At 64.5% G+C, this 18,615-nt stretch carries 14 protein-coding genes; 9 read left to right on the forward strand and 5 right to left on the reverse strand.

The features are described from left to right. The first annotated feature begins 218 nt into the window (after positions 1 to 218). The gene (locus J3B00_RS07770) at positions 219 to 1,601 is read left to right on the forward strand and encodes a multicopper oxidase family protein (RefSeq protein WP_209866348.1); all 1,383 of its coding nucleotides are present in this window, start codon (positions 219 to 221) and stop codon (positions 1,599 to 1,601) included. Then, a complete protein-coding gene (gene tadA / locus J3B00_RS07775) occupies positions 1,601 to 2,080 on the forward strand; it encodes a tRNA adenosine(34) deaminase TadA (RefSeq protein ID WP_209866351.1) in 480 nt (159 codons plus the stop codon). The genes J3B00_RS07770 and tadA overlap by 1 nt, the downstream gene beginning before the upstream one ends. 119 nt (positions 2,081 to 2,199) lie before the next feature. On the opposite strand, the gene mltF is transcribed toward tadA, so the two are convergent. Beyond that, the gene (gene mltF, locus J3B00_RS07780; RefSeq protein WP_209874678.1) at positions 2,200 to 3,657 is read right to left on the reverse strand and encodes a membrane-bound lytic murein transglycosylase MltF; all 1,458 of its coding nucleotides are present in this window, start codon (positions 3,655 to 3,657) and stop codon (positions 2,200 to 2,202) included. Positions 3,658 to 3,947: 290 nt separating this feature from the next. Here mltF and purL point away from each other — a divergent pair, with 290 nt between their 5' ends. Both purL and J3B00_RS07790 read left to right on the forward strand, forming a co-directional pair. After that, a complete protein-coding gene (gene purL / locus J3B00_RS07785; protein WP_209866353.1) occupies positions 3,948 to 7,847 on the forward strand; it encodes a phosphoribosylformylglycinamidine synthase in 3,900 nt (1,299 codons plus the stop codon). A gap of 3 nt (positions 7,848 to 7,850) precedes the next feature. Continuing rightward, positions 7,851 to 8,162: a YqfO family protein gene (locus tag J3B00_RS07790; protein WP_209866356.1), complete on the forward strand. Its 312-nt coding sequence runs from the start codon at positions 7,851 to 7,853 to the stop codon at positions 8,160 to 8,162. A gap of 120 nt (positions 8,163 to 8,282) precedes the next feature. Here the strand turns inward: J3B00_RS07790 and tatC are convergent, their stop codons facing one another. Genes tatC through tatA form a run of 3 tightly spaced genes read right to left on the reverse strand, consistent with a single transcriptional unit; the run spans position 8,283 to position 9,573 of the window. Next, complete coding sequence (tatC, locus tag J3B00_RS07795) at positions 8,283 to 9,041, reverse strand: twin-arginine translocase subunit TatC (protein ID WP_209866360.1); 759 nt, start codon at positions 9,039 to 9,041, stop codon at positions 8,283 to 8,285. After that, the gene (gene tatB, locus J3B00_RS07800) at positions 9,038 to 9,340 is read right to left on the reverse strand and encodes a Sec-independent protein translocase protein TatB (RefSeq protein ID WP_209866363.1); all 303 of its coding nucleotides are present in this window, start codon (positions 9,338 to 9,340) and stop codon (positions 9,038 to 9,040) included. Before tatB ends, tatC begins: the two co-directional genes overlap by 4 nt. Next, complete coding sequence (gene tatA / locus J3B00_RS07805; RefSeq protein WP_209866366.1) at positions 9,340 to 9,573, reverse strand: twin-arginine translocase TatA/TatE family subunit; 234 nt, start codon at positions 9,571 to 9,573, stop codon at positions 9,340 to 9,342. Before tatA ends, tatB begins: the two co-directional genes overlap by 1 nt. A 146-nt stretch (positions 9,574 to 9,719) precedes the next feature. On the opposite strand from tatA, the gene gspK reads away from it, so the two are divergent. Further along, positions 9,720 to 10,685: a type II secretion system minor pseudopilin GspK gene (gene gspK / locus J3B00_RS07810; protein ID WP_209866370.1), complete on the forward strand. Its 966-nt coding sequence runs from the start codon at positions 9,720 to 9,722 to the stop codon at positions 10,683 to 10,685. A 178-nt stretch (positions 10,686 to 10,863) separates the two neighbouring features. On the opposite strand, the gene J3B00_RS07815 is transcribed toward gspK, so the two are convergent. Next, entirely contained in the window at positions 10,864 to 12,915 is a 2,052-nt protein-coding gene (locus tag J3B00_RS07815) for a PhoX family phosphatase (protein ID WP_209866374.1), read from the reverse strand. 223 nt (positions 12,916 to 13,138) lie between these two features. Here J3B00_RS07815 and J3B00_RS07820 point away from each other — a divergent pair, with 223 nt between their 5' ends. The 4 genes from J3B00_RS07820 to J3B00_RS07835 are packed head-to-tail and all read left to right on the forward strand — an operon-like array spanning position 13,139 to position 18,614. Next, complete coding sequence (locus J3B00_RS07820) at positions 13,139 to 14,779, forward strand: lipoprotein UxpA (RefSeq protein ID WP_209866377.1); 1,641 nt, start codon at positions 13,139 to 13,141, stop codon at positions 14,777 to 14,779. After that, the gene (locus J3B00_RS07825; RefSeq protein ID WP_209866380.1) at positions 14,776 to 15,201 is read left to right on the forward strand and encodes a pilus assembly protein PilZ; all 426 of its coding nucleotides are present in this window, start codon (positions 14,776 to 14,778) and stop codon (positions 15,199 to 15,201) included. Before J3B00_RS07820 ends, J3B00_RS07825 begins: the two co-directional genes overlap by 4 nt. Before the next feature lie 3 nt (positions 15,202 to 15,204). Next, entirely contained in the window at positions 15,205 to 17,166 is a 1,962-nt protein-coding gene (gene gspD, locus J3B00_RS07830; protein WP_209866383.1) for a type II secretion system secretin GspD, read from the forward strand. Beyond that, entirely contained in the window at positions 17,166 to 18,614 is a 1,449-nt protein-coding gene (locus tag J3B00_RS07835; protein WP_209866386.1) for an ATPase, T2SS/T4P/T4SS family, read from the forward strand. Before gspD ends, J3B00_RS07835 begins: the two co-directional genes overlap by 1 nt. The last annotated feature ends 1 nt before the right edge of the window (position 18,615 follow it).

Here is an 18,615-nt window from a genome sequence, read left to right on the forward strand (position 1 = left end):
TGCGGGTGGTGTCCTGGCAGCTTGAAGGTGTGCAGCCCCGGCAATTTCAAGCCTGAAACACGTGGCAATCCCACCACCATCAGCATTTCCAAGGCTCGCACTTCACACCCGTCCCAACACTTCACTTAATCTTTCTCACTTGCAGGTGTATCGTATTCGCCCTTCCTCGCCAGCCCCTGCTGGCAGACTGATCGCGCTTGAATGAGGTACCCGCACCGATGTCCTTTACCCGTCGACAAATGCTCAAAGGCCTGACTGGCTTGGTCGTGGTTGGCCTGGGCGCTGGAGGCGCAGCGCGCTATTGGCTGGGCAAGGTCGAGGACGAGAATGCCGGGCATGACTACGAACTGATCGCCGCACCGCTGGAAGTCGAGCTGGTGCCGGGGTTCAAGACCGAAGCCTGGGCCTTCGGTCCATCGGCGCCGGGCACCGAATTGCGCGTGCGCCAAGGCACCTGGCTACGGGTGCGCTTCATCAACCACCTGCCGGTTGAAACCACCATCCACTGGCACGGTATCCGCCTGCCGCTGGAAATGGACGGTGTGCCGTACGTGTCGCAGCTGCCGGTCAAGCCGGGCGAATTCTTCGACTACAAGTTCCGCGTGCCGGATGCCGGCAGCTACTGGTACCACCCGCATGTGAGCAGCTCCGAAGAGCTCGGTCGCGGTCTGGTCGGCCCGCTGATCGTTGAAGAGCGCGAGCCTACCGGTTTCCAGCACGAGCGCGCGCTGAGCCTGAAAAACTGGCACGTCGACGAGCAGGGCGCCTGGCTGCCGTTCAGCATCCCCCGCGAGGCCGCGCGCAACGGCACCGCCGGGCGGCTGATCACCATCAATGGCCAGACCGAGTCGGTCACTGAGCTGCCGGCAGGCCAAGTGGTGCGGGTGCGTCTGCTCAATCTGGACAACACCTGGACCTACCGGATCAACCTGCGTGGTAACTGCGAGGCGATGATCTATGCCCTAGACGGCAACCCGGTCACGCCGCGGCCACTGGACGACGACTATTGGTTGGGGCCGGGCATGCGCATCTGCCTGGCTATCCGCATTCCCCAGGCGGGTGAGGAAATCTCTCTGCGCGATGGCTTCGTACGCTTGGGCACCTTGCGTTCGGTCGCTTCCCAACAGGCGCCAGGCGACTGGCCCAAGGCTCTGCCGGCCAACCCGATTGCCGAGCCGGATCTGGAGAATGCCGAGAAGATCAACTTCAATTTCGAGTGGGTGGGCAAGGTCTCGGTCGACACCGACAGCGGCCGGCCACCAAGCCTGTGGCAGATCAATGGCAAGGCCTGGGACATCACCGACAAGACCTGCGCCGACCGGCCGATCGCCACGCTGCAGAAAGGCAAGAGTTACATCTTCGAACTGAAAAATATGACCCAGTACCAGCACCCGATTCACTTGCATGGCATGAGTTTCAAGGTCATCGGCTCCAATCGCCACAAGATCGTCGAGCCGTGGTTCACCGATACCTACCTGCTGGGCAAGAACGAACGCGCCCAGGTGGCGCTGGTGGCGGATAATCCCGGCACCTGGATGTTCCACTGCCATGTCATCGACCACATGGAAACCGGCCTGATGGCCGCGATTGCGGTGGTCTGATGCGCCCGCAAATCATCGATCGCAGCCGTGATCAGGAATTCATGCGTCTGGCCCTGCAGCTGGCCGGCGAAGGCGCGGCCCTGGGCGAAGTGCCGGTCGGCGCCGTGCTGGTGCAGCATGGGCAGGTGATCGGCAGTGGCTTCAACCGACCGATTGTCGACAGCGACCCCAGTGCACATGCCGAAATGGTCGCAATTCGCGCAGCGGCCACGGCAGCGAGCAATTACCGTCTGCCGGGCAGCACGCTGTACGTGACCCTGGAGCCGTGCAGCATGTGTGCTGGCCTGATTGTTCATTCACGGGTGGCGCGGGTGGTGTATGGCGCGCTGGAGCCCAAGGCGGGGATCGTGCAGAGCCAGGGGCAGTTCTTTACCCAGGGCTTTCTCAATCATCGGGTGATGTATGAGGGTGGCGTGCTGGCGGAGGAGTGCGGGCAGATGCTCAGTGACTTCTTCAAGGCGCGGCGGGCGAAGGGGTAGCAGGTTTTGGGGTGAGCCAGTGCGGGCCTCTTCGCGGGGCAAGCCCGCTCCTACAGGTTTTGTGGGCGCCTCGAGCCCTGTAGGAGCGGGCTTGCCCCGCGAAGAGGCCCGCACTGACACTACATCGGCGGCGACTGCTCCGCCGGCTTGTCCTTGTTGACCCCAGGCACGTGCAGGTTGCCCTCGGCGACCTGGCCTTCGAGCTGCGGCTGGGTCACCCAGGTCAGGATGTCGTAGTAACGCCGGATGTTGGCCACGAAATGCACCGGCTCGCCGCCACGGGCGTAGCCGTACTTGGTCTTGCTGTACCACTGCTTCTGCGACAGCCGCGGCAGCATCTTCTTCACGTCCAGCCATTTGTTCGGGTTGAGCTTCTCACGCTTGGCGAGGGTGCGGGCGTCTTCCAGGTGGCCACTGCCGACGTTGTAGGCGGCGAGGGCAAACCAGGTGCGGTCTGGCTCCTTGATGCTGTCGTCGAGCTGCTCTTTGACCAGCATGAAGTACTTGGCGCCGCCGGTAATGCTCTGCTTGGCGTCCAGCCGGTTGGACACGCCCATGGCCTGGGCGGTGCGCTGGGTCAGCATCATCAGGCCGCGCACGCCGGTCTTGGAGGTGACTTCAGGCTGCCACAGCGACTCCTGGTAGCCAATCGCCGCGAGCAGGCGCCAGTCGACTTCCTCGACCTTGGCCGAGTTCTTGAAATGCTTTTCGTATTTGGGCAGGCGCTGCTGCAGGTGCTGGGCAAAGGTATAGGCGCCGACATAGCCGAGTACGTCGACATGCCCGTAGTAACGGTCCTTGAGGCGCTGCAGGGTGCCGTTCTTCTGCGCCTTGTCGAGGAATTCGTTGACCTCGTTGAGCAGGCTGTTGTCTTCGCCAGCGGCCACCGCCCAACGTTGGTCACGGGATTCGCCGAGGTCGAAGGCCACGCGCACGTTGGGGAAGTAGACCTGGTTCATGGCCAGCTCGTTGGAATCGACCAGGGTCAGGTCGATCTGGCCCTCGTCGACCATGCGCAGCAGGTCGACCACCTCGACCGCGTCAGACTCTTCGTATTCCAGTGTAGGAAACTGCTTTTTCAGCGCCGCCAGCTGTTCAGCGTGGCTGCTGCCCTTGAGCACCATGATCTTTTTGCCGAGCAAGCCCTTGGCCTGAGTCGGCCGTGAGCGGCCGTTGCGGTAGATGACTTGCGGCGTGACTTCCAGGTAAGGATGGGAGAATTTCGCCTGGGTGGTGCGCTTTTCGCTGCTGACCAGGCCGGCCGCAGCCAGGACCGGGCCGGACGGTTTGCCCAGTTGATTGAACATTTCGTCGATGTTGTCGGCGGTTTCGATCTCCAGCTTCACCCCCAGATCATCGGCGAAACGCTTGACCAGCTCGTACTCGAAGCCGGTATCGCCGTTGCGATCCTGGAAATAGGTGGCCGGGCTGTTGCGGGTAACAACGCGCAGCACGCCGTCCTCCTTGACGCGTTCGAGGGTGCTGGGTTTTTCAACACAGGCACCGAGCATCAGGAAGAGTCCGGTTGCGAAGAGCCACTTGGCGCAACGCTGGCGTAAAGCAGTGTGGGCGAACATAGGTTGCAGTATACGCAAAGGGCCGCGCCTGCCATATCTCGACAATGAAAGGCAGGTCTGCTAGCAAACCTCAGTTGTGAGCTGCAAGCGGCACGCTACAAGTAAAAGCGGGGTGTGCGCTATTCGCTTTTTTCTTGCCGCTTGCACCTTGCCGCTTGCCACTGTTTTTTTGACCTTGGAGTCCGGTTCCGCCGCCCGGCAGCATTGGTGTCGGGCGGGTGCCGGAACCGCTTAAATTACGCTAGAATGCACGGCCTCTAAGCACACCCCTTCCTGAGGCTGTCCCGACGATGTTGATCCTGCGCGGCGCTCCTGCCCTTTCTGCCTTTCGCCACGGTAAGCTCCTTGAGCAACTGAGCCAGAAAGTCCCCGCTGTTACCGGCTTGTATGCCGAATTCGCCCACTTCGCCGAAGTCGACGGTGAGCTGACCGCTGACCAGCAGCAGGTGCTGGCTCGTCTGCTCAAGTACGGACCAAGCGTACCGGTGCAGGAGCCAAACGGCCGCCTGTTCCTGGTGGTTCCGCGTCTGGGCACCATTTCGCCCTGGGCGAGCAAGGCCAGCGACATTGCTCACAACTGCGGCCTGCAGACCATCCACCGCCTGGAACGTGGTATCGCCTACTACGTCGCCGGCAGCTTCAGCGATGCCGATGCCGCACTGATCGCCGCCGAGCTGCACGACCGCATGACCCAGCGCGTGCTGGCCCGTCTGGAAGAGGCGGGCGATCTGTTCAGCCACGCCCAGCCCAAGCCGATGACCTCGGTGGACGTCCTCGCGGGCGGCCGTGAGGCGCTGGCGCAAGCCAACATCGACCTCGGCCTGGCCCTGGCCGAAGACGAGATCGACTACCTGGTGGCGGCCTTCCAGGGCCTCAAGCGCAACCCGAACGACATCGAACTGATGATGTTCGCCCAGGCCAACTCCGAGCACTGCCGTCACAAGATCTTCAACGCCAGTTGGGACATCGACGGTCAGTCGCAGGAAAAAAGCCTGTTCGGCATGATCAAGAACACCTACCAGATGCACAGCGAAGGCGTCTTGTCCGCTTACAAGGACAACGCCTCGGTGATCGTCGGGAGTGTCGCTGGGCGCTTCTTCCCGAACCCTGAGACCCGCCAGTACGGTGCGGTGCAGGAGCCGGTGCACATCCTGATGAAGGTCGAGACGCACAACCACCCGACCGCCATTTCGCCGTTCTCCGGTGCCTCCACCGGTTCCGGTGGCGAGATCCGTGACGAAGGCGCGACCGGTCGTGGCGCCAAGCCCAAGGCTGGCCTGACCGGCTTCACCGTGTCCAACCTGCGTATTCCGGGCTTCGAACAGCCTTGGGAAAAGCCCTACGGCAAGCCTGAGCGGATCGTCACCGCCCTCGACATCATGGTCGATGGCCCGTTGGGCGGCGCGGCGTTCAACAACGAATTCGGTCGCCCGGCCCTGACCGGCTACTTCCGTACCTTCGAGCAGTCGATCAACACCCCGCACGGCGAAGAAGTGCGCGGCTACCACAAGCCGATCATGCTCGCCGGTGGCCTGGGTAACATCCGTGAAGACCACGTGCAAAAAGCCGAGATCACCGTTGGCGCCAAGCTGATCGTGCTCGGCGGCCCGGCCATGCTGATCGGCCTGGGCGGCGGCGCCGCTTCGTCGGTGGCCACCGGTGCCAGCTCGGCAGACCTCGACTTTGCCTCGGTACAGCGCGAAAACCCGGAAATGGAACGCCGCTGCCAAGAGGTTATCGACCGCTGCTGGCAGCTGGGCGACCAGAACCCGATCGCCTTTATTCATGACGTCGGCGCTGGCGGTATTTCCAACGCCTTCCCTGAGCTGGTCAACGACGGTGGCCGCGGTGGCCGCTTCGAGCTGCGCAACGTGCCCAACGACGAGCCGGGCATGGCCCCGCACGAAATCTGGAGCAACGAGTCGCAGGAGCGTTACGTGATGGCGGTCGATGCCGCCGACTTCGAGCGCTTCAAGGCCATTTGCGAGCGCGAGCGCTGCCCGTTCGCAGTAGTCGGCGAAGCGACTGAAGAGCCGCACCTGACCGTGACCGACAGCCACTTCAGCAACACCCCGGTCGACATGCCGCTCGACGTGCTGCTCGGCAAGCCGCCGCGCATGCACCGTTCGGTGACCCGTGAAGCGGAGCTTGGCGACGATTTCGATCCGAGCGAACTGCAACTGAGCGACTCGGTCGAGCGCGTCCTGCGTCACCCGGCTGTTGCCAGCAAGAGCTTCCTGATCACCATCGGCGACCGCACCATCACCGGCCTGGTTGCCCGCGACCAGATGGTCGGCCCGTGGCAGGTTCCGGTGGCCGACTGCGCCGTCACCGCGACCAGCTTCGACGTCTACAGCGGTGAAGCCATGGCCATGGGCGAGCGTACCCCGCTGGCCCTGCTCGACGCTCCGGCGTCCGGCCGCATGGCCATCGGCGAGACCCTGACCAACCTGGCTGCCGCGCACATCGGCAAGCTGTCCGACATCAAACTGTCGGCCAACTGGATGTCGGCTGCCGGCCACCCGGGTGAAGACGCCCGCCTGTACGACACGGTCAAGGCCGTCGGCATGGAACTGTGCCCTGAGCTGGGCCTGACCATTCCGGTGGGCAAGGACTCCATGTCGATGAAGACCAAGTGGAGCGAAGAGGGCGCGGAGAAGAGCGTCACTTCGCCGATGTCGCTGATCGTCAGCGGCTTCGCCCCGGTGGTTGATATCCGCAAGACCCTGACCCCGCAACTGCGCATGGACAAGGGCGAAACCGACCTGATCCTGATCGACCTGGGCCGCGGTAAAAACCGCATGGGCGCCTCGATCCTGGCCCAGACCCACGGCAAGCTCGGTGCGCAAGCGCCGGACGTCGACGACGCTGAAGACCTCAAGGCGTTCTTCGCCGTGATCCAGGGCCTCAACGCCGACGGTCACCTGCTGGCCTACCACGACCGTTCCGACGGTGGCCTGCTGACCACCGCACTGGAAATGGCCTTCGCCGGCCACTGCGGCCTGGACCTGGAGCTGGACACCCTGACCGGCAAGCCAGAGAAAGTCGCGGCCATCCTCTTCAACGAAGAGCTGGGTGCGGTGATCCAGGTGCGTCAGGACGCTACGCCTGATGTGCTGGCACAGTTCAGCGCGGCTGGCTTGGGCGAAGACTGCGTTGCAGTGATCGGTCAGCCAATCAACAACGGTGAAGTGCTGATCAAGCTGGCGGGCCAGGTGCTGTTCAAGGGCGACCGTCGCCTGCTGCAGCGCCAGTGGGCAGAAACCAGCTACCAGATCCAGCGCCTGCGCGACAACGTCGACTGCGCCGACCAGGAATACGACGGCCTGCTCGAGGAAGACAACCCGGGCCTGAGCGTCAAGCTCGGTTTCGACGTCAACCAGGACATCGCTGCGCCGTACATCAAGAAGGGCGTGCGCCCGCAAGTGGCCGTTCTGCGTGAGCAGGGCGTCAATGGCCAGGTCGAGATGGCGGCAGCGTTCGACCGTGCCGGCTTCAACGCCATCGACGTGCACATGAGCGATATCCTCGCCGGTCGCGTCGATCTGGAAGCCTTCAAGGGCCTGGTTGCCTGCGGTGGCTTCTCCTACGGTGACGTGCTCGGTGCCGGTGAGGGCTGGGCCAAGTCGGCGCTGTTCAACAGCCGTGCCCGCGATGCCTTCCAGGCCTTCTTCGAGCGTACCGACAGCTTCACCCTGGGTGTGTGCAACGGTTGCCAGATGATGTCCAACCTGCACGAGCTGATCCCGGGCACCGAGTACTGGCCGCACTTCGTGCGTAACCGCTCGGAGCAGTTCGAGGCGCGTGTGGCGATGGTCGAGGTGCAGAAGTCCAACTCGATCTTCCTCCAGGGCATGGCCGGTTCGCACATGCCGATCGCCATTGCCCACGGTGAAGGCCATGCCGAGTTCGCCAGCCAGGAGGCACTGCTTGAAGCCGACCTGTCCGGCTGCGTCGCGCTGCGCTTTGTCGACAACCACGGCAAGGTCACCGAAACCTACCCGGCCAACCCTAACGGTTCGCCGCGCGGGATCACCGGCCTGACCAGCCGCGACGGCCGCGTGACCATCATGATGCCGCACCCGGAGCGTGTGTTCCGTGCCGTGCAGAACTCGTGGCGTCCGGATGAGTGGCAGGAAGATGCAGCCTGGATGCGCATGTTCCGCAATGCGCGGGTCTGGGTGAACTAAGCGATGTACAAGCTCGCCTTCTTCGTCCCGGCGAGCCATGTCGACGTGGTCAAGGCCGCTGTGTTCGCCGCTGGCGGCGGACGTATCGGCGGCTATGACCACTGCGCCTGGCAGACCCTCGGCCAGGGCCAGTTTCGCCCGTTGGGCGGCAGCCAGCCGTTTCTCGGGCAGGCTGGCCAGGTCGAGATGGTGGACGAATGGAAGGTGGAGCTGGTGGTGGCCGACGACCTGATCGCTCAGGTCGTCGCTGCGCTCAAGCAGAGCCACCCGTACGAGACGCCAGCCTATGAGGTCTGGCAGCTCGCTCAGTTCTAGCCTTTACTGGCCTCTTCGCGGGACAAGCCCGCTCCTACAGGGAGTGCGGCGCACTTTCGGGCTGGGTGATGTATCACCTTTGTCCATGTGGGAGCGGGCTTGTCCCGCGAAGACGTCGGCTCATTCATCAACAACCTCTCGGCCTTCCCCAGGCCGGCGTAACATCCCGCACGCCAGCAACCCCACCTCGAACAGAACCCACATCGGTACTGCCAGCATCGTCTGGGAAAACACATCCGGCGGCGTCAGGATCATCCCCACCACAAAGCAACCGACGATCACGTAAGGCCGACTCTTGCGCAGGGCCGCCACATCGGTCAGCCCCGCCCAGACCACGATGAAGGTCGCCACCGGGATCTCGAAGGCCAGCCCAAACGCCAGAAACAGCGCCATGATGAAATCCAGGTACAGACCGATGTCGGTCATCATCGCCACCCCGTCCGGGGTCACGCTGGCAAAGAAGCCGAACATCATCGGGAACACCAGAAAGAACGCGAACGCCATCCCGCCATAGAACAAGACGATGCTCGACAGCAGCAACGGCAGCGCTATGCGCCGTTCACGCTTGTACAGCCCGGGAGCGATGAAGCCCCAGGCCTGGTGCAGCAGCAACGGCATGGCCAGGAACAACGCACACATCGCGGTCAGCTTGAACGGCGTCAAGAATGGCGAGGTCACGCTGGTGGCGATCATGCTGGTGCCTTCCGGCAGATAGCGCCGTAGCGGCTCGGAAATCAGCGTGTAGAGGGTCTGGGCGAACGGGAACAGCCCGGCAAACAGCACGCCGATGATCAGCAGGGCACGCATCAGGCGCTTGCGCAGGTCGCGCAGGTGCTCGGTCAGCGGCATGCGCGCCTCAGGTTGCATGGCCACACTCATGAGCTGCTCTCCTTCGCCGGTAGTGGCGCTGGCTGCGGCGCAGCGGCGTCATTGGCCGGTTCCACTTCGAGGCGGATGCCCTGGCGGATGTCCTGCTCAAGACGCTGCAGCGGTGCGCTGTCCAGCGTCGGCAAGTCGATTTCCCGTTCCACTTGCGTGCGCAACGCATGCATTGCACGGCGCGCCTGGCCCAGCCCGCGCCCGAGTGTGCGCGCCGCCACCGGCAGGCGTTCGGGGCCGAGCACCAGCAGGGCGACCACGCCTACCAGTACAAGCTCGGTGAAGCCTACCTCGAACATCAGGCCTGGCGGTCCGTTTGTGCCTGCTGCACGGGCTGGCCGTTCAGCGGCGGCTGTTGCTGGACTTGAGCATGAGTCGTCGGGGTGGCGTCAGCGTCGCCGCCCATCGACTTGCGAAAACCCTGGATCGCCTCGCCAACATCACTGCCCAGGCCCTTGAGGCGCTTGGTGCCGAACAGCAGAAACACGATCATCAGCACGATCACCAGTTGCCAGATTCCGATGCCACCCATTTGCGACTACTCCTGTAAGGCCATGAAAAGAGAGGCAATCCTGCCTGCCGTTGATGACGAGCAGATGACTGTCGATGGTCTTGCCATCTGCCTGCAACACGCACGGTGTTGACTGGCGCCTTTGTACAATCAGAACGGTGGCAAGGATGGGCGGTGGACGACAACGCGGCGCGGCGTTGCTGATGGTCATGGTGGCGCTGGCAATGATTGCCGCAGGGCTGGCCTGGCTGGTCGAAGGTGGCCGTCGGCAGGTTGATGAAGTGCGCCTGTTGCAGCAGCGGGTACAGGCGCGGGCCATGGAGCAGGCGGGGCTGGCCTATGCCAAGCAGGCCTTGCGCGACCCTGCCTGGCGGGCGAGCCCATTGTTCTGGCAGGCCTTGCGCGGGCAGCCGCTGAACTATGACTTTGGCGCCGGCAAGGCGCAGTTGCGGGTGCGTGATCAGCACACCTGCTTCAACGTCAACGCGTTGCTGGGCGAGGATGGTGAGCGCGCCGAGCGCCAGTTGCGCCAACTGCTGGGCGATGACATGGCCGCTGAGCGGCTGGTGCACGCGCTGGCGGACTGGCTCGACAGTGACAGCGATGCGCGTCTGCAAGGCGCCGAGAGCGCGCAGTACCTGCGCCAGCAGCCAGCGCGGCTGGCGGCCAATCAGCCCATGGTCGACGCCAGTGAGCTGAACCTGTTGCTTGAGCCGGATGCGACTCGGCAAAGCCGCTACCCGATGCTGTGTGCCTTGCCGCAGACCAGTGGCTGGCGGCTCAATGCCAATGCGCTGGGGCTTGAGCATCTGGGGCTGCTGGAGGCGTTGTACGAGGGGCGTTATCCGCGTTCGTTGCTTAGCCGGATTGTCAGTGGGCGGCCAGCGGCGGGGTATGTCGACGCGGCGGCGTTACGCCAGGCGTTGGGGGCGGTGGATGACGAGACCTTTGCGCGGTTGAGCGAGGGCTTGCTGCTCAACAGTGGGCATTATCTGTTGCAGTTGTCGTTCGAGGAGGAGGGGTTGAGCTTGCGCAGTCAGTTTCAGGTGGAGGCGCTGGGGGTGGTGCAGTGGCATGCGCGGGTGCCGGCGCAGCGGGTGCGGGTGCGCGGGCGTGAGCCGCTGGCGTGGTAGCTGCTGATAGTGCTCGGGATGTTTGCAGTCTTGTTACTGACACCGGTATCGCGATGGATGGCACGGGCTTTGCCCGTGTTCGCGGGGCAAGCCCGCTCCTACAGGTTTTGCGTAGAGCCCGGAAGGCGCATGGGACGCAAATCCTGTAGGCGCGGGCTTGACCCGCAAAGAGGCCGGATCAGGCAGTACCGATCTCACCGCCATCATTACGCTGGATCACCACCGTCGAAGCCCGCGGCCGCACGGTAGCGCCCGCTGGGGTCGCATCGGTGGCGACATCGTTGTACGGCCAGTTTTCCGGGTGCTGGATATTGACGAACATGCTCTTGTTGTCTGGCGCAAAGGCGATCCCGGTGACTTCACAGCCATTAGGCCCAACAAAGAACCGACGCAGGTCCACCTGGTTTTGCGCATTGACCGGGATCTGCTTGCCAGTGGCATCCACCAGATCGGTCGGGATCACCGCCAGCAGCTGGTCGTTGGTGTAGCTGGTCAGGGTCGACTCGCCGTTGTCGGTCTCGAACCACAGCACGCCACGGCTATCGAAGCTCATGCCATCCGGGCTGGCGAACTGGTTCAGTTCGGTCAGGCCCGAGCGGTTGATGTCAGCGGTGCCGGCAGCGTTGGCGCCGAACACGAAAATATCCCAGTTGAAGCTCAGGTGATCGTCGCTGTCGTGCCAGCGGATGATGTGGCCGTGACGGTTCGGCCCACGCGGGTTGGCCGCGTCGACCTTGTCGGCAGTGCGCGCGCTGTTGTTGGTCAGGGTCAGGTAGACATCACCATTGACCGGGTGCACCGCGGTCCATTCCGGGCGGTCCATCGGCGTTGCACCAACTGCATCGGCCGCGCCACGGGTATTGAGGATGATCCCCGCCAGGTCGCCATACAGCGCGCCCAAGGTAGTACCGCCAGTGGTCACGGTGCCGACGTCGAGCAGCAACCAGTTGCCGCTGCCGTCGGCGTTGAAGCGGGCGACATACAGCTTGCCCTGGTCCATGTACTTGGCGCCGGTGGCCAGGCGATCGGCCGGGGTGGCGTCAGCCGCGTCCCACACTGCGGTGGAAACGAACTTGTACAGGTACTCGTTGTTGGAGTCGTCGCCGGTGTACCAGACCAGTGGCTTGCCCACGACCGGCAGGCCCGGGCAGCAGCCTTCGTGGCGGAAGCGCCCCAGCGCAGTGCGCTTGACCGCGCGGGTGCTGGCGTCGTACGGGTCGATCTCGACGATATAGCCATAGGTGCTGGCTTCGTTGCGGAAGTCGTCGGTAGCGCTGGCACCGGTCGGGGTGACGTCGAAGCGGGCGAACTCATCATCGACTTCGCTGGCGTCACCGGCACAGGTTTCCCATTTGTACTGGCCGCTGGAGGTGCCGACACCGATCCGCGCCTGGTCGGCCGGGCGGGTGCTCTTGTTGACGAAGATGCCCGGCCAGTTTTCTTCGCAGGTCAGGTAGGTGCCCCACGGGGTGTAGCCGTTGCCGCAGTTGTTGTTGGTACCACGGGCCTGGGTACCGGCCGGGGAGAACTTGGTCTTGACGTGATCGGTGCCGCGCAACGGGCCGGAGATGTCCATCAGCGATACGGTGGTGAAGCGACGGTTGAGCGGGTCGTTGTCGACCACTTGCCAGCGGCCGCTGACCTTCTTCAGGCGTACCACGCCGGCGCCGTGGGCGTTGATCTCCTTGCGTGCTTCCTCGACCGGGCGCTTGCCACTGGCATCGGTGGTCGGCCCGGCCGGGTGCAGGGCAGCGGCATCGATGTACTCGAAGTTGATCGCCAGCAGGCCATCTTCGGAGCTGCCATTGATCGGGAAGAAGTGCATGCCGTCATGGTGCATGCCCATGGCGTTGGCCTGGTCGGTGGAGGTGTTGCTGCCATCGGACTTCCACGGGTTGCCGTTGCTGTTCAGCGGCGTGCCCCACGGTGCCAGGACGTAGGCGCTGTAGCCGGCGGCGACGACGCAGGCGTCGGTGCGCGAACCGGGGATGGAGGTGAAGCCCAGGGCGAGTTTCGGTACTTCTGGCTCGGTAACCGGATCCTCATCATGGTCGGAACCGCCACCGCTATCGAAGCAGCCTGTCAGACCGGTACCGGCGATCATCGCGATCGCTGCGCCAAGGCTGCCACGCATCACGGTGCGACGGCTCAGGTAAGCGTCCATGACGCTGGCCATTGGCAGGTTGCCGCTCAGGTTCCGGTCCAGGTTGTCGCCGGTGTCTCGACTCATCAGGGTGTCCTTATATTGGCTGAGTTGGAGGAACCCGCGACTTTAGAGGGCAAGTGTGATGATTCTTTGGCAGAAATATTAAGGTCCGCTTAAAACTAGTCGCTCTTAGCAAGGGTGGTTGAAAGATCATTCCGAAATTACTGTCGGATAACTGCCATTAAACTGTCATGTGAGCGCCGCAATATCCGGGTCCCTAAGTGAACTCGGAAAGGATGCAGGCCTGATGGCGAGTAGTGTGGGCAGACGCGAAGTGATCAGCTGGATGGGTGTCGGTGCATTGGCACCGCTGCTCGGCGCCTGTTCTGCGCTCCCTGGGCAAGGCACTGGCAGTGCAGCGCTCGACCTGTTGTATGTGGCCGATACACTGGATGCCCGCCAACCCGGCCTGGCCGTGGTGCCGGCGACCCGACTGGGACCGGTCAGCCATCTCGGCCGTGCGCCATGGATGACCGGCAGCAGCGCCAGTGCCGCGCACGCCGACCTTGCGCCATTGCTCGACGCCAGCCAGGCGGGCGCTGCCCAGCTCGGTGGCTACCCGGTGTTGGCGGCGCTGCTCGAACAGTTGCGCAGCGAGGCCGGTGCGCATAACTGCCTGACCCTGGAGAACGGCCAGGGCTGGAACGGCAGCGGCCTGGCCTACCTGACGCAAGGCGAAAGCGGAGTGCAAGGCAGCCAGTTGCTCGGCAGCGAAGTACGCGTCAGCAGCGATGAACGAGTGCTCTGGCCGCAGCGTTGCGCGGCGCTCTATAAGCAATCCTCAGCGGTGACCCTCGCTGCCGGTCTTGCACCCGACCAGGCCAAGACGCTCGGTCTGGAAAGCCTGCGCCTGTTCGAGCGCGGCGGTGCGCGGATCGCGGTGGTGGGCGTCACCGATCCCTACGCCCAGGATCAGAAAGCCTCGCTCAAGCAGTGGTATCAATCGCTGCAGCCTGTCTTCCAGCAAGCGCGGCGAGAGGCGGACCTGGTCGTGGCCTTGGCCGATGTCGGCACCGGTCCCGGCCTGTGGCTGGCCGAGCGGCTGCCTGAAATAGACGTACTGCTGTGCGCCCGCGGCCAGGACCTGTGGCCGGCCCCGGTGCAGGTCGCCCAGGCCAGCGGCCGTCGTGTACCGGTGCTGTTTGCCGGCTGCCGCGGCAGTGGCGCGTTTCGCCTGCGCTGCCAGCAGGTGGCGGGCCAGTGGCAGTTCGACGCACGCTTTTTCGCCGCCTTCGAACATCAACTGACCCCCGCCGCGCAGGGCCGGGTCGGCCCGCTGCGCAGCGTGCTGCGCCAGCAACGCGCCGGCCACGCCGCCTGGCTCGATCAACCGCTGGCGCGCGCACCGCAGGCGCTGTGGCGGCGCGACACGCGTGGCGGCAGTTGGGACCGTTTGCTGCATCAGGCGTTGGCTAACGACAGCAGCATGCCGGTGCTGTTGCCTGGCCTGCGCTACGACTACCCACTCGCAGCTGGCGAGGCGATCACCCGTGAACACCTGATCAGCCTCACCGGCGGCTACCCCGCGCCGGTAGTCGAAGCCCCCGCGCGGCAGGTCGAGCAGGTCCTGGAAAACGCCGCCGAGCAATTGTTCGGTGACCCCCTGCTGCTGGATAACAGCCAGGACCTGCCACGTTGGCAAAGCCAGGCTTGGCGCGTCAGCTACAGCCCGCAGGGCAAGCGAATTGCCGGGCTCGATGCGGTCCAGGGGCTGTGCCGCACCTTTGGTCTGCAGTTCGATCCCCAGGCCGGTGAGCCATTGTGGCAGACCCTCGAAGCCTGGCTGGCGCGCCAGCCCAGCGACTGGCAGCTGGCGCCGTTGCAACTGCCCGAGGTGCGCTACGTACAAGGTCATCCGGGCTGGCACCCACGGCAGCTGGCCTCGTGACCTGGCGCAACCGGCTGCTCAATGGCGCGCTGTTGACCCTGGCCGGCTGGCTGGCCGCGCAGTGCGTGCTGCAAGCGAGCCGCCAGCCGCAGCCGGCGACCGCGAACGTAAGCGGCGAACAGCCGTTGCCGGGCCTGATGGTCGGCCACTGGCAGGCACCTGTCAGCGACGGCCTGATCCCCTTGACCCGGCTGCCCGTGCAGTACCTCGGCGGGCTGCGCGCCCAGCCGCTGTCGGCCACCGTCGTGGTCCTGCGCTACGGCCAGTTGGTGCGCACGCTTGGCCGTGGCCAGCGCCTGGCGCCCGGCATCGTCCTGCAGGACATCGACGCCGATGGCCTGATTTTCGACAACCAGGGGCGGCGCGAACGCCTGCCCTGGCCGCCACGGCCTGCCGTGACCGGCTTCAAGCGGCAAGGATGAGTGATGTTTGCACGATACTGCATGACCGGTGTGTTGAGCCTGACCCTGATGGGCGCGCTGTCGCCGGCCTGGGCCGAAGAGCCGGAGTTCGACGACAGCGGCACACCGGTCTATGAGGTGAATTTCGTCGACACCGAACTGGGTGAATTCATCGACAGCGTCTCGCGCATCACCGGCACCACCTTCATCGTCGATCCGCGGGTCAAGGGCAAGGTCACCGTGCGCACCGTCGACCGGCATGACGCCGATGCGATCTACGACATCTTTCTCGCCCAGCTGCGCGCCCAGGGCTATGCCGCGGTCGATCTGCCCAACGGCAGCGTGAAGATCGTCCCCGACCAGGCGGCGCGGCTGGAGCCGGTGCCGGTTGAAGCCGGCGGGGCAAAAACCGCCAGCAGTGATGGCGTGGCGACCCGCGTGTTCAATGTGCGCAACGCCGCCAGCGAGCAGATGCTTGGCATTCTCAAGCCGTTGATCGACCCCCGGGTGGGGGTGATCACGCCGTATCCGGCGGCCAATCTGCTGGTGGTCACCGATTGGCGCAGCAACCTTGAACGCATCGACAGCCTGTTGCGCCAGCTTGACCAGGTCAGTGACGAGCCGCTGCAGGTAATGAAGCTGCAGCATGCCAGCGCCGCCGACACCGCCCAGCTGATGACCCGCCTGCTGGCCAGCGAACAGGCTGCCGACCGCGCCCAGGTGGTGGCCGACCCGCGCAGCAATGCCTTGCTGGTGCGTGGCAGCGCCGACAGCCGCGAGCGCGTGCGGGCCTTGCTGGCCCAGCTCGACCGGCCCAGCGACAGCCTGCACAACAGCAATACCCAAGTGATCTACCTGCGCCATGCCAACGCCAGTGAAGTGGTCAAGGTGTTGCGCGGCCTCAGCCAGACCGGCGCCGTGCCCGCGGAAGGGCAGGGCGAAGGCAAGGAGCCAGCGCTGGCCATGGCCAGCGACTCGGGGATCCGCCTGGAGTATGAAGAGGGCACCAACGCCGTGGTCATGGTCGGCCCGGACAGCGAGCTGGCGGCCTACCGCAACATCGTCGAACAGCTCGACATTCGCCGCGCGCAGGTGGTGGTCGAGGCGATCATTGCCGAGGTCTCCGACAGCCAGGCGCAGGAGCTGGGCGTGCAGTGGCTGTTCGCTGACGAGAAGTTCGGTGCCGGTATCGTCAACTTCGGCAGCAACGGAGTGAATATCGCCAGCATCGCCGGGGCCGCTGCCAGTGGCGACAATACGGCGCTGGGTGATCTGCTCTCGGCCACCACCGGCGTTACCGCAGGCATCGGCAGTTTTGGTGGCGGCTTCAACTTCGCCATGTTGATCAATGCGCTCAAGGGCAAGAGCGGCTTCAACCTGTTGTCCACGCCCACCCTGCTGACCCTGGACAACGCCGAGGCGTCGATCCTGGTCGGTCAGGAAGTGCCCTTTGTCACCGGCTCGGTGACGCAGAACAATGCCAACCCGTACCAGACCATCGAGCGCAAGGAAGTCGGGGTCAAGCTGCGGATCAAGCCGCAGGTCAACATCGACAACAGCGTGCGCCTGGATATCGTCCAGGAGGTGTCGTCGATCGCCGACAGCACCAGCGCCAGTGACGTGATCACCAACAAGCGCGAGATCAAGACCAAGGTCATGGTCGAGGACAATGGCCTGGTGATTCTTGGCGGGCTGATCAGCGACGAGCTCAGCACCAGCAACCAGCGTGTGCCGTTTCTTGGCGACATCCCTGGCTTGGGCCGGCTGTTCCGCTCCGACGCCAGCAAGAACACCAAGCAGAACCTGATGGTGTTCATTCGTCCGCGGATCCTGCGTGACGGGCCGAGCCTGGCGGGCCTGAGCCAGGAAAAGTACCGCAGCCTGCAACAGACCACCCCGCTGCAACTGCCAGAACTGGCCGAAGGCATGCCGCTGCTCAAGGTGTTTCCGTCGAGCCGGGCGCGGCTTGAAGGAGGCAACTGGTAATGCTGCCCTATCGCCTTGCACGCCAAGCCGGCCTGGCCATGCTGCCGCACGCCGAAGGCTGGCAGCTATGGCTGCGGCCAGATGCCGACAGCGATCAGTTGCACGAACTGCTGCGCGTGCATGGCCAGCCGAGCGAGCTTGAATACCTTGACGCCGCGGCGTTCGATAGCCGCCTTGGCCAACTCTACGAAGCGGGCAGTGCCAGCACTGAAGCGCTGATTGAAGGCATCGGCGAGCGGGTCGACCTGGACAGCCTGATGAACGAGCTGCCGCGCATCGAAGACCTGCTCGAAAGCGATGACGAAGCGCCGGTGATTCGCCTGATCAACGGCCTGTTCGGCCAGGCTTTGCGCCTGCGCGCCTCGGACATCCACATCGAGACCTTCGAGCAGAGTCTGGTGGTGCGCCTGCGCGTCGATGGCCACCTGCGCGAAGTGCTGCGCCCACCGCGGGCGCTGTCGGCCATGCTGGTGTCGCGGATCAAGGTCATGGCACGCCTCGACATCGCCGAGAAGCGCCAGCCCCAGGATGGCCGCATTACGCTGCGCGCCGCCGGCCGCGAGGTCGATGTACGGGTGTCGACCTTGCCCGGCATTCATGGCGAGCGGGTGGTGATGCGCGTGCTCGACAAACAGGCCAGTCTGCTCGCGTTGACCAACCTGGGCATGCCCGAGGCGGTCTTGCGCGGCCTGCGCAGTTGCCTGGCACGGCCCAACGGTATCGTCCTCAGCACCGGCCCGACCGGTTCGGGCAAGACCACCACGCTGTATGCCAGCCTCAACAGCCTGAATGACGGCAGCCGCAATATCCTCACCGTCGAAGACCCGGTCGAATACGCCATTGCCGGCATCGGTCAGACTGCGATCAACCCGCGCGCCGGGCTGACCTTCGCCAGTGGCCTGCGGGCGATCCTGCGCCAGGACCCGGACGTGATCATGCTCGGTGAGATTCGTGACCAGGAGACCGCGCAGATCGCCGTACAGGCGAGCCTGACCGGCCATCTGGTGTTATCGACCCTGCACACCAACAGCGCTGTCGGCGCGGTCACGCGCTTGCGCGACATGGGCATCGAGCCGTTTCTGATCGCCTCGTGCCTGCGCGGGGTACTGGCCCAGCGGCTGGTGCGACGATTGTGCAGCTGTGCCGTGGCGCAACCGTTGCAAAGCGCCGAGCGCCAGCTGTGGCCAGAGCTGGCCGGGTTGAGCGAGACCTACCATGCAGTCGGCTGTGATGAGTGCCAGGGCAGTGGCTATAGCGGCCGCTTGGGCCTGTACGAATTCATTGAGCTGGACCCGGGCCTGGTCGCGCTGTTGTACGACGGCGCCAGCGAACTGGCCATGCAGGACTATCTGGTCGAGCGCCGAAAGAGCCTGGTGAGCATGGCCAGCGACTGCCTCCGGCAGGGCCAGACCAGCCTTGCCGAAGTGTTGCGCGTGGTCCAGGGCTGAC

It is taken from the genome of Pseudomonas sp. BP8 (genome assembly GCF_017875955.1).
Taxonomy (GTDB): Bacteria; Pseudomonadota; Gammaproteobacteria; order Pseudomonadales; family Pseudomonadaceae; genus Aquipseudomonas.

Excerpts from the sequence above, each read along its gene's own strand:
- tatC (WP_209866360.1), bottom strand. The coding sequence starts at position 9,041 with ATGAGTGTGGCCATGCAACCTGAGGCGCGCATGCCGCTGACCGAGCAC.
- tatB (WP_209866363.1), bottom strand. The coding sequence starts at position 9,340 with ATGTTCGAGGTAGGCTTCACCGAGCTTGTACTGGTAGGCGTGGTCGCC.
- tadA (WP_209866351.1), top strand. The coding sequence starts at position 1,601 with ATGCGCCCGCAAATCATCGATCGCAGCCGTGATCAGGAATTCATGCGT.
- J3B00_RS07820 (WP_209866377.1), top strand. The coding sequence starts at position 13,139 with ATGGCGAGTAGTGTGGGCAGACGCGAAGTGATCAGCTGGATGGGTGTC.
- mltF (WP_209874678.1), bottom strand. The coding sequence starts at position 3,657 with ATGTTCGCCCACACTGCTTTACGCCAGCGTTGCGCCAAGTGGCTCTTC.
- gspD (WP_209866383.1), top strand. The coding sequence starts at position 15,205 with ATGTTTGCACGATACTGCATGACCGGTGTGTTGAGCCTGACCCTGATG.
- J3B00_RS07815 (WP_209866374.1), bottom strand. The coding sequence starts at position 12,915 with ATGAGTCGAGACACCGGCGACAACCTGGACCGGAACCTGAGCGGCAAC.
- gspK (WP_209866370.1), top strand. The coding sequence starts at position 9,720 with ATGGGCGGTGGACGACAACGCGGCGCGGCGTTGCTGATGGTCATGGTG.
- J3B00_RS07835 (WP_209866386.1), top strand. The coding sequence starts at position 17,166 with ATGCTGCCCTATCGCCTTGCACGCCAAGCCGGCCTGGCCATGCTGCCG.
- J3B00_RS07770 (WP_209866348.1), top strand. The coding sequence starts at position 219 with ATGTCCTTTACCCGTCGACAAATGCTCAAAGGCCTGACTGGCTTGGTC.
- purL (WP_209866353.1), top strand. The coding sequence starts at position 3,948 with ATGTTGATCCTGCGCGGCGCTCCTGCCCTTTCTGCCTTTCGCCACGGT.
- J3B00_RS07790 (WP_209866356.1), top strand. The coding sequence starts at position 7,851 with ATGTACAAGCTCGCCTTCTTCGTCCCGGCGAGCCATGTCGACGTGGTC.
- tatA (WP_209866366.1), bottom strand. The coding sequence starts at position 9,573 with ATGGGTGGCATCGGAATCTGGCAACTGGTGATCGTGCTGATGATCGTG.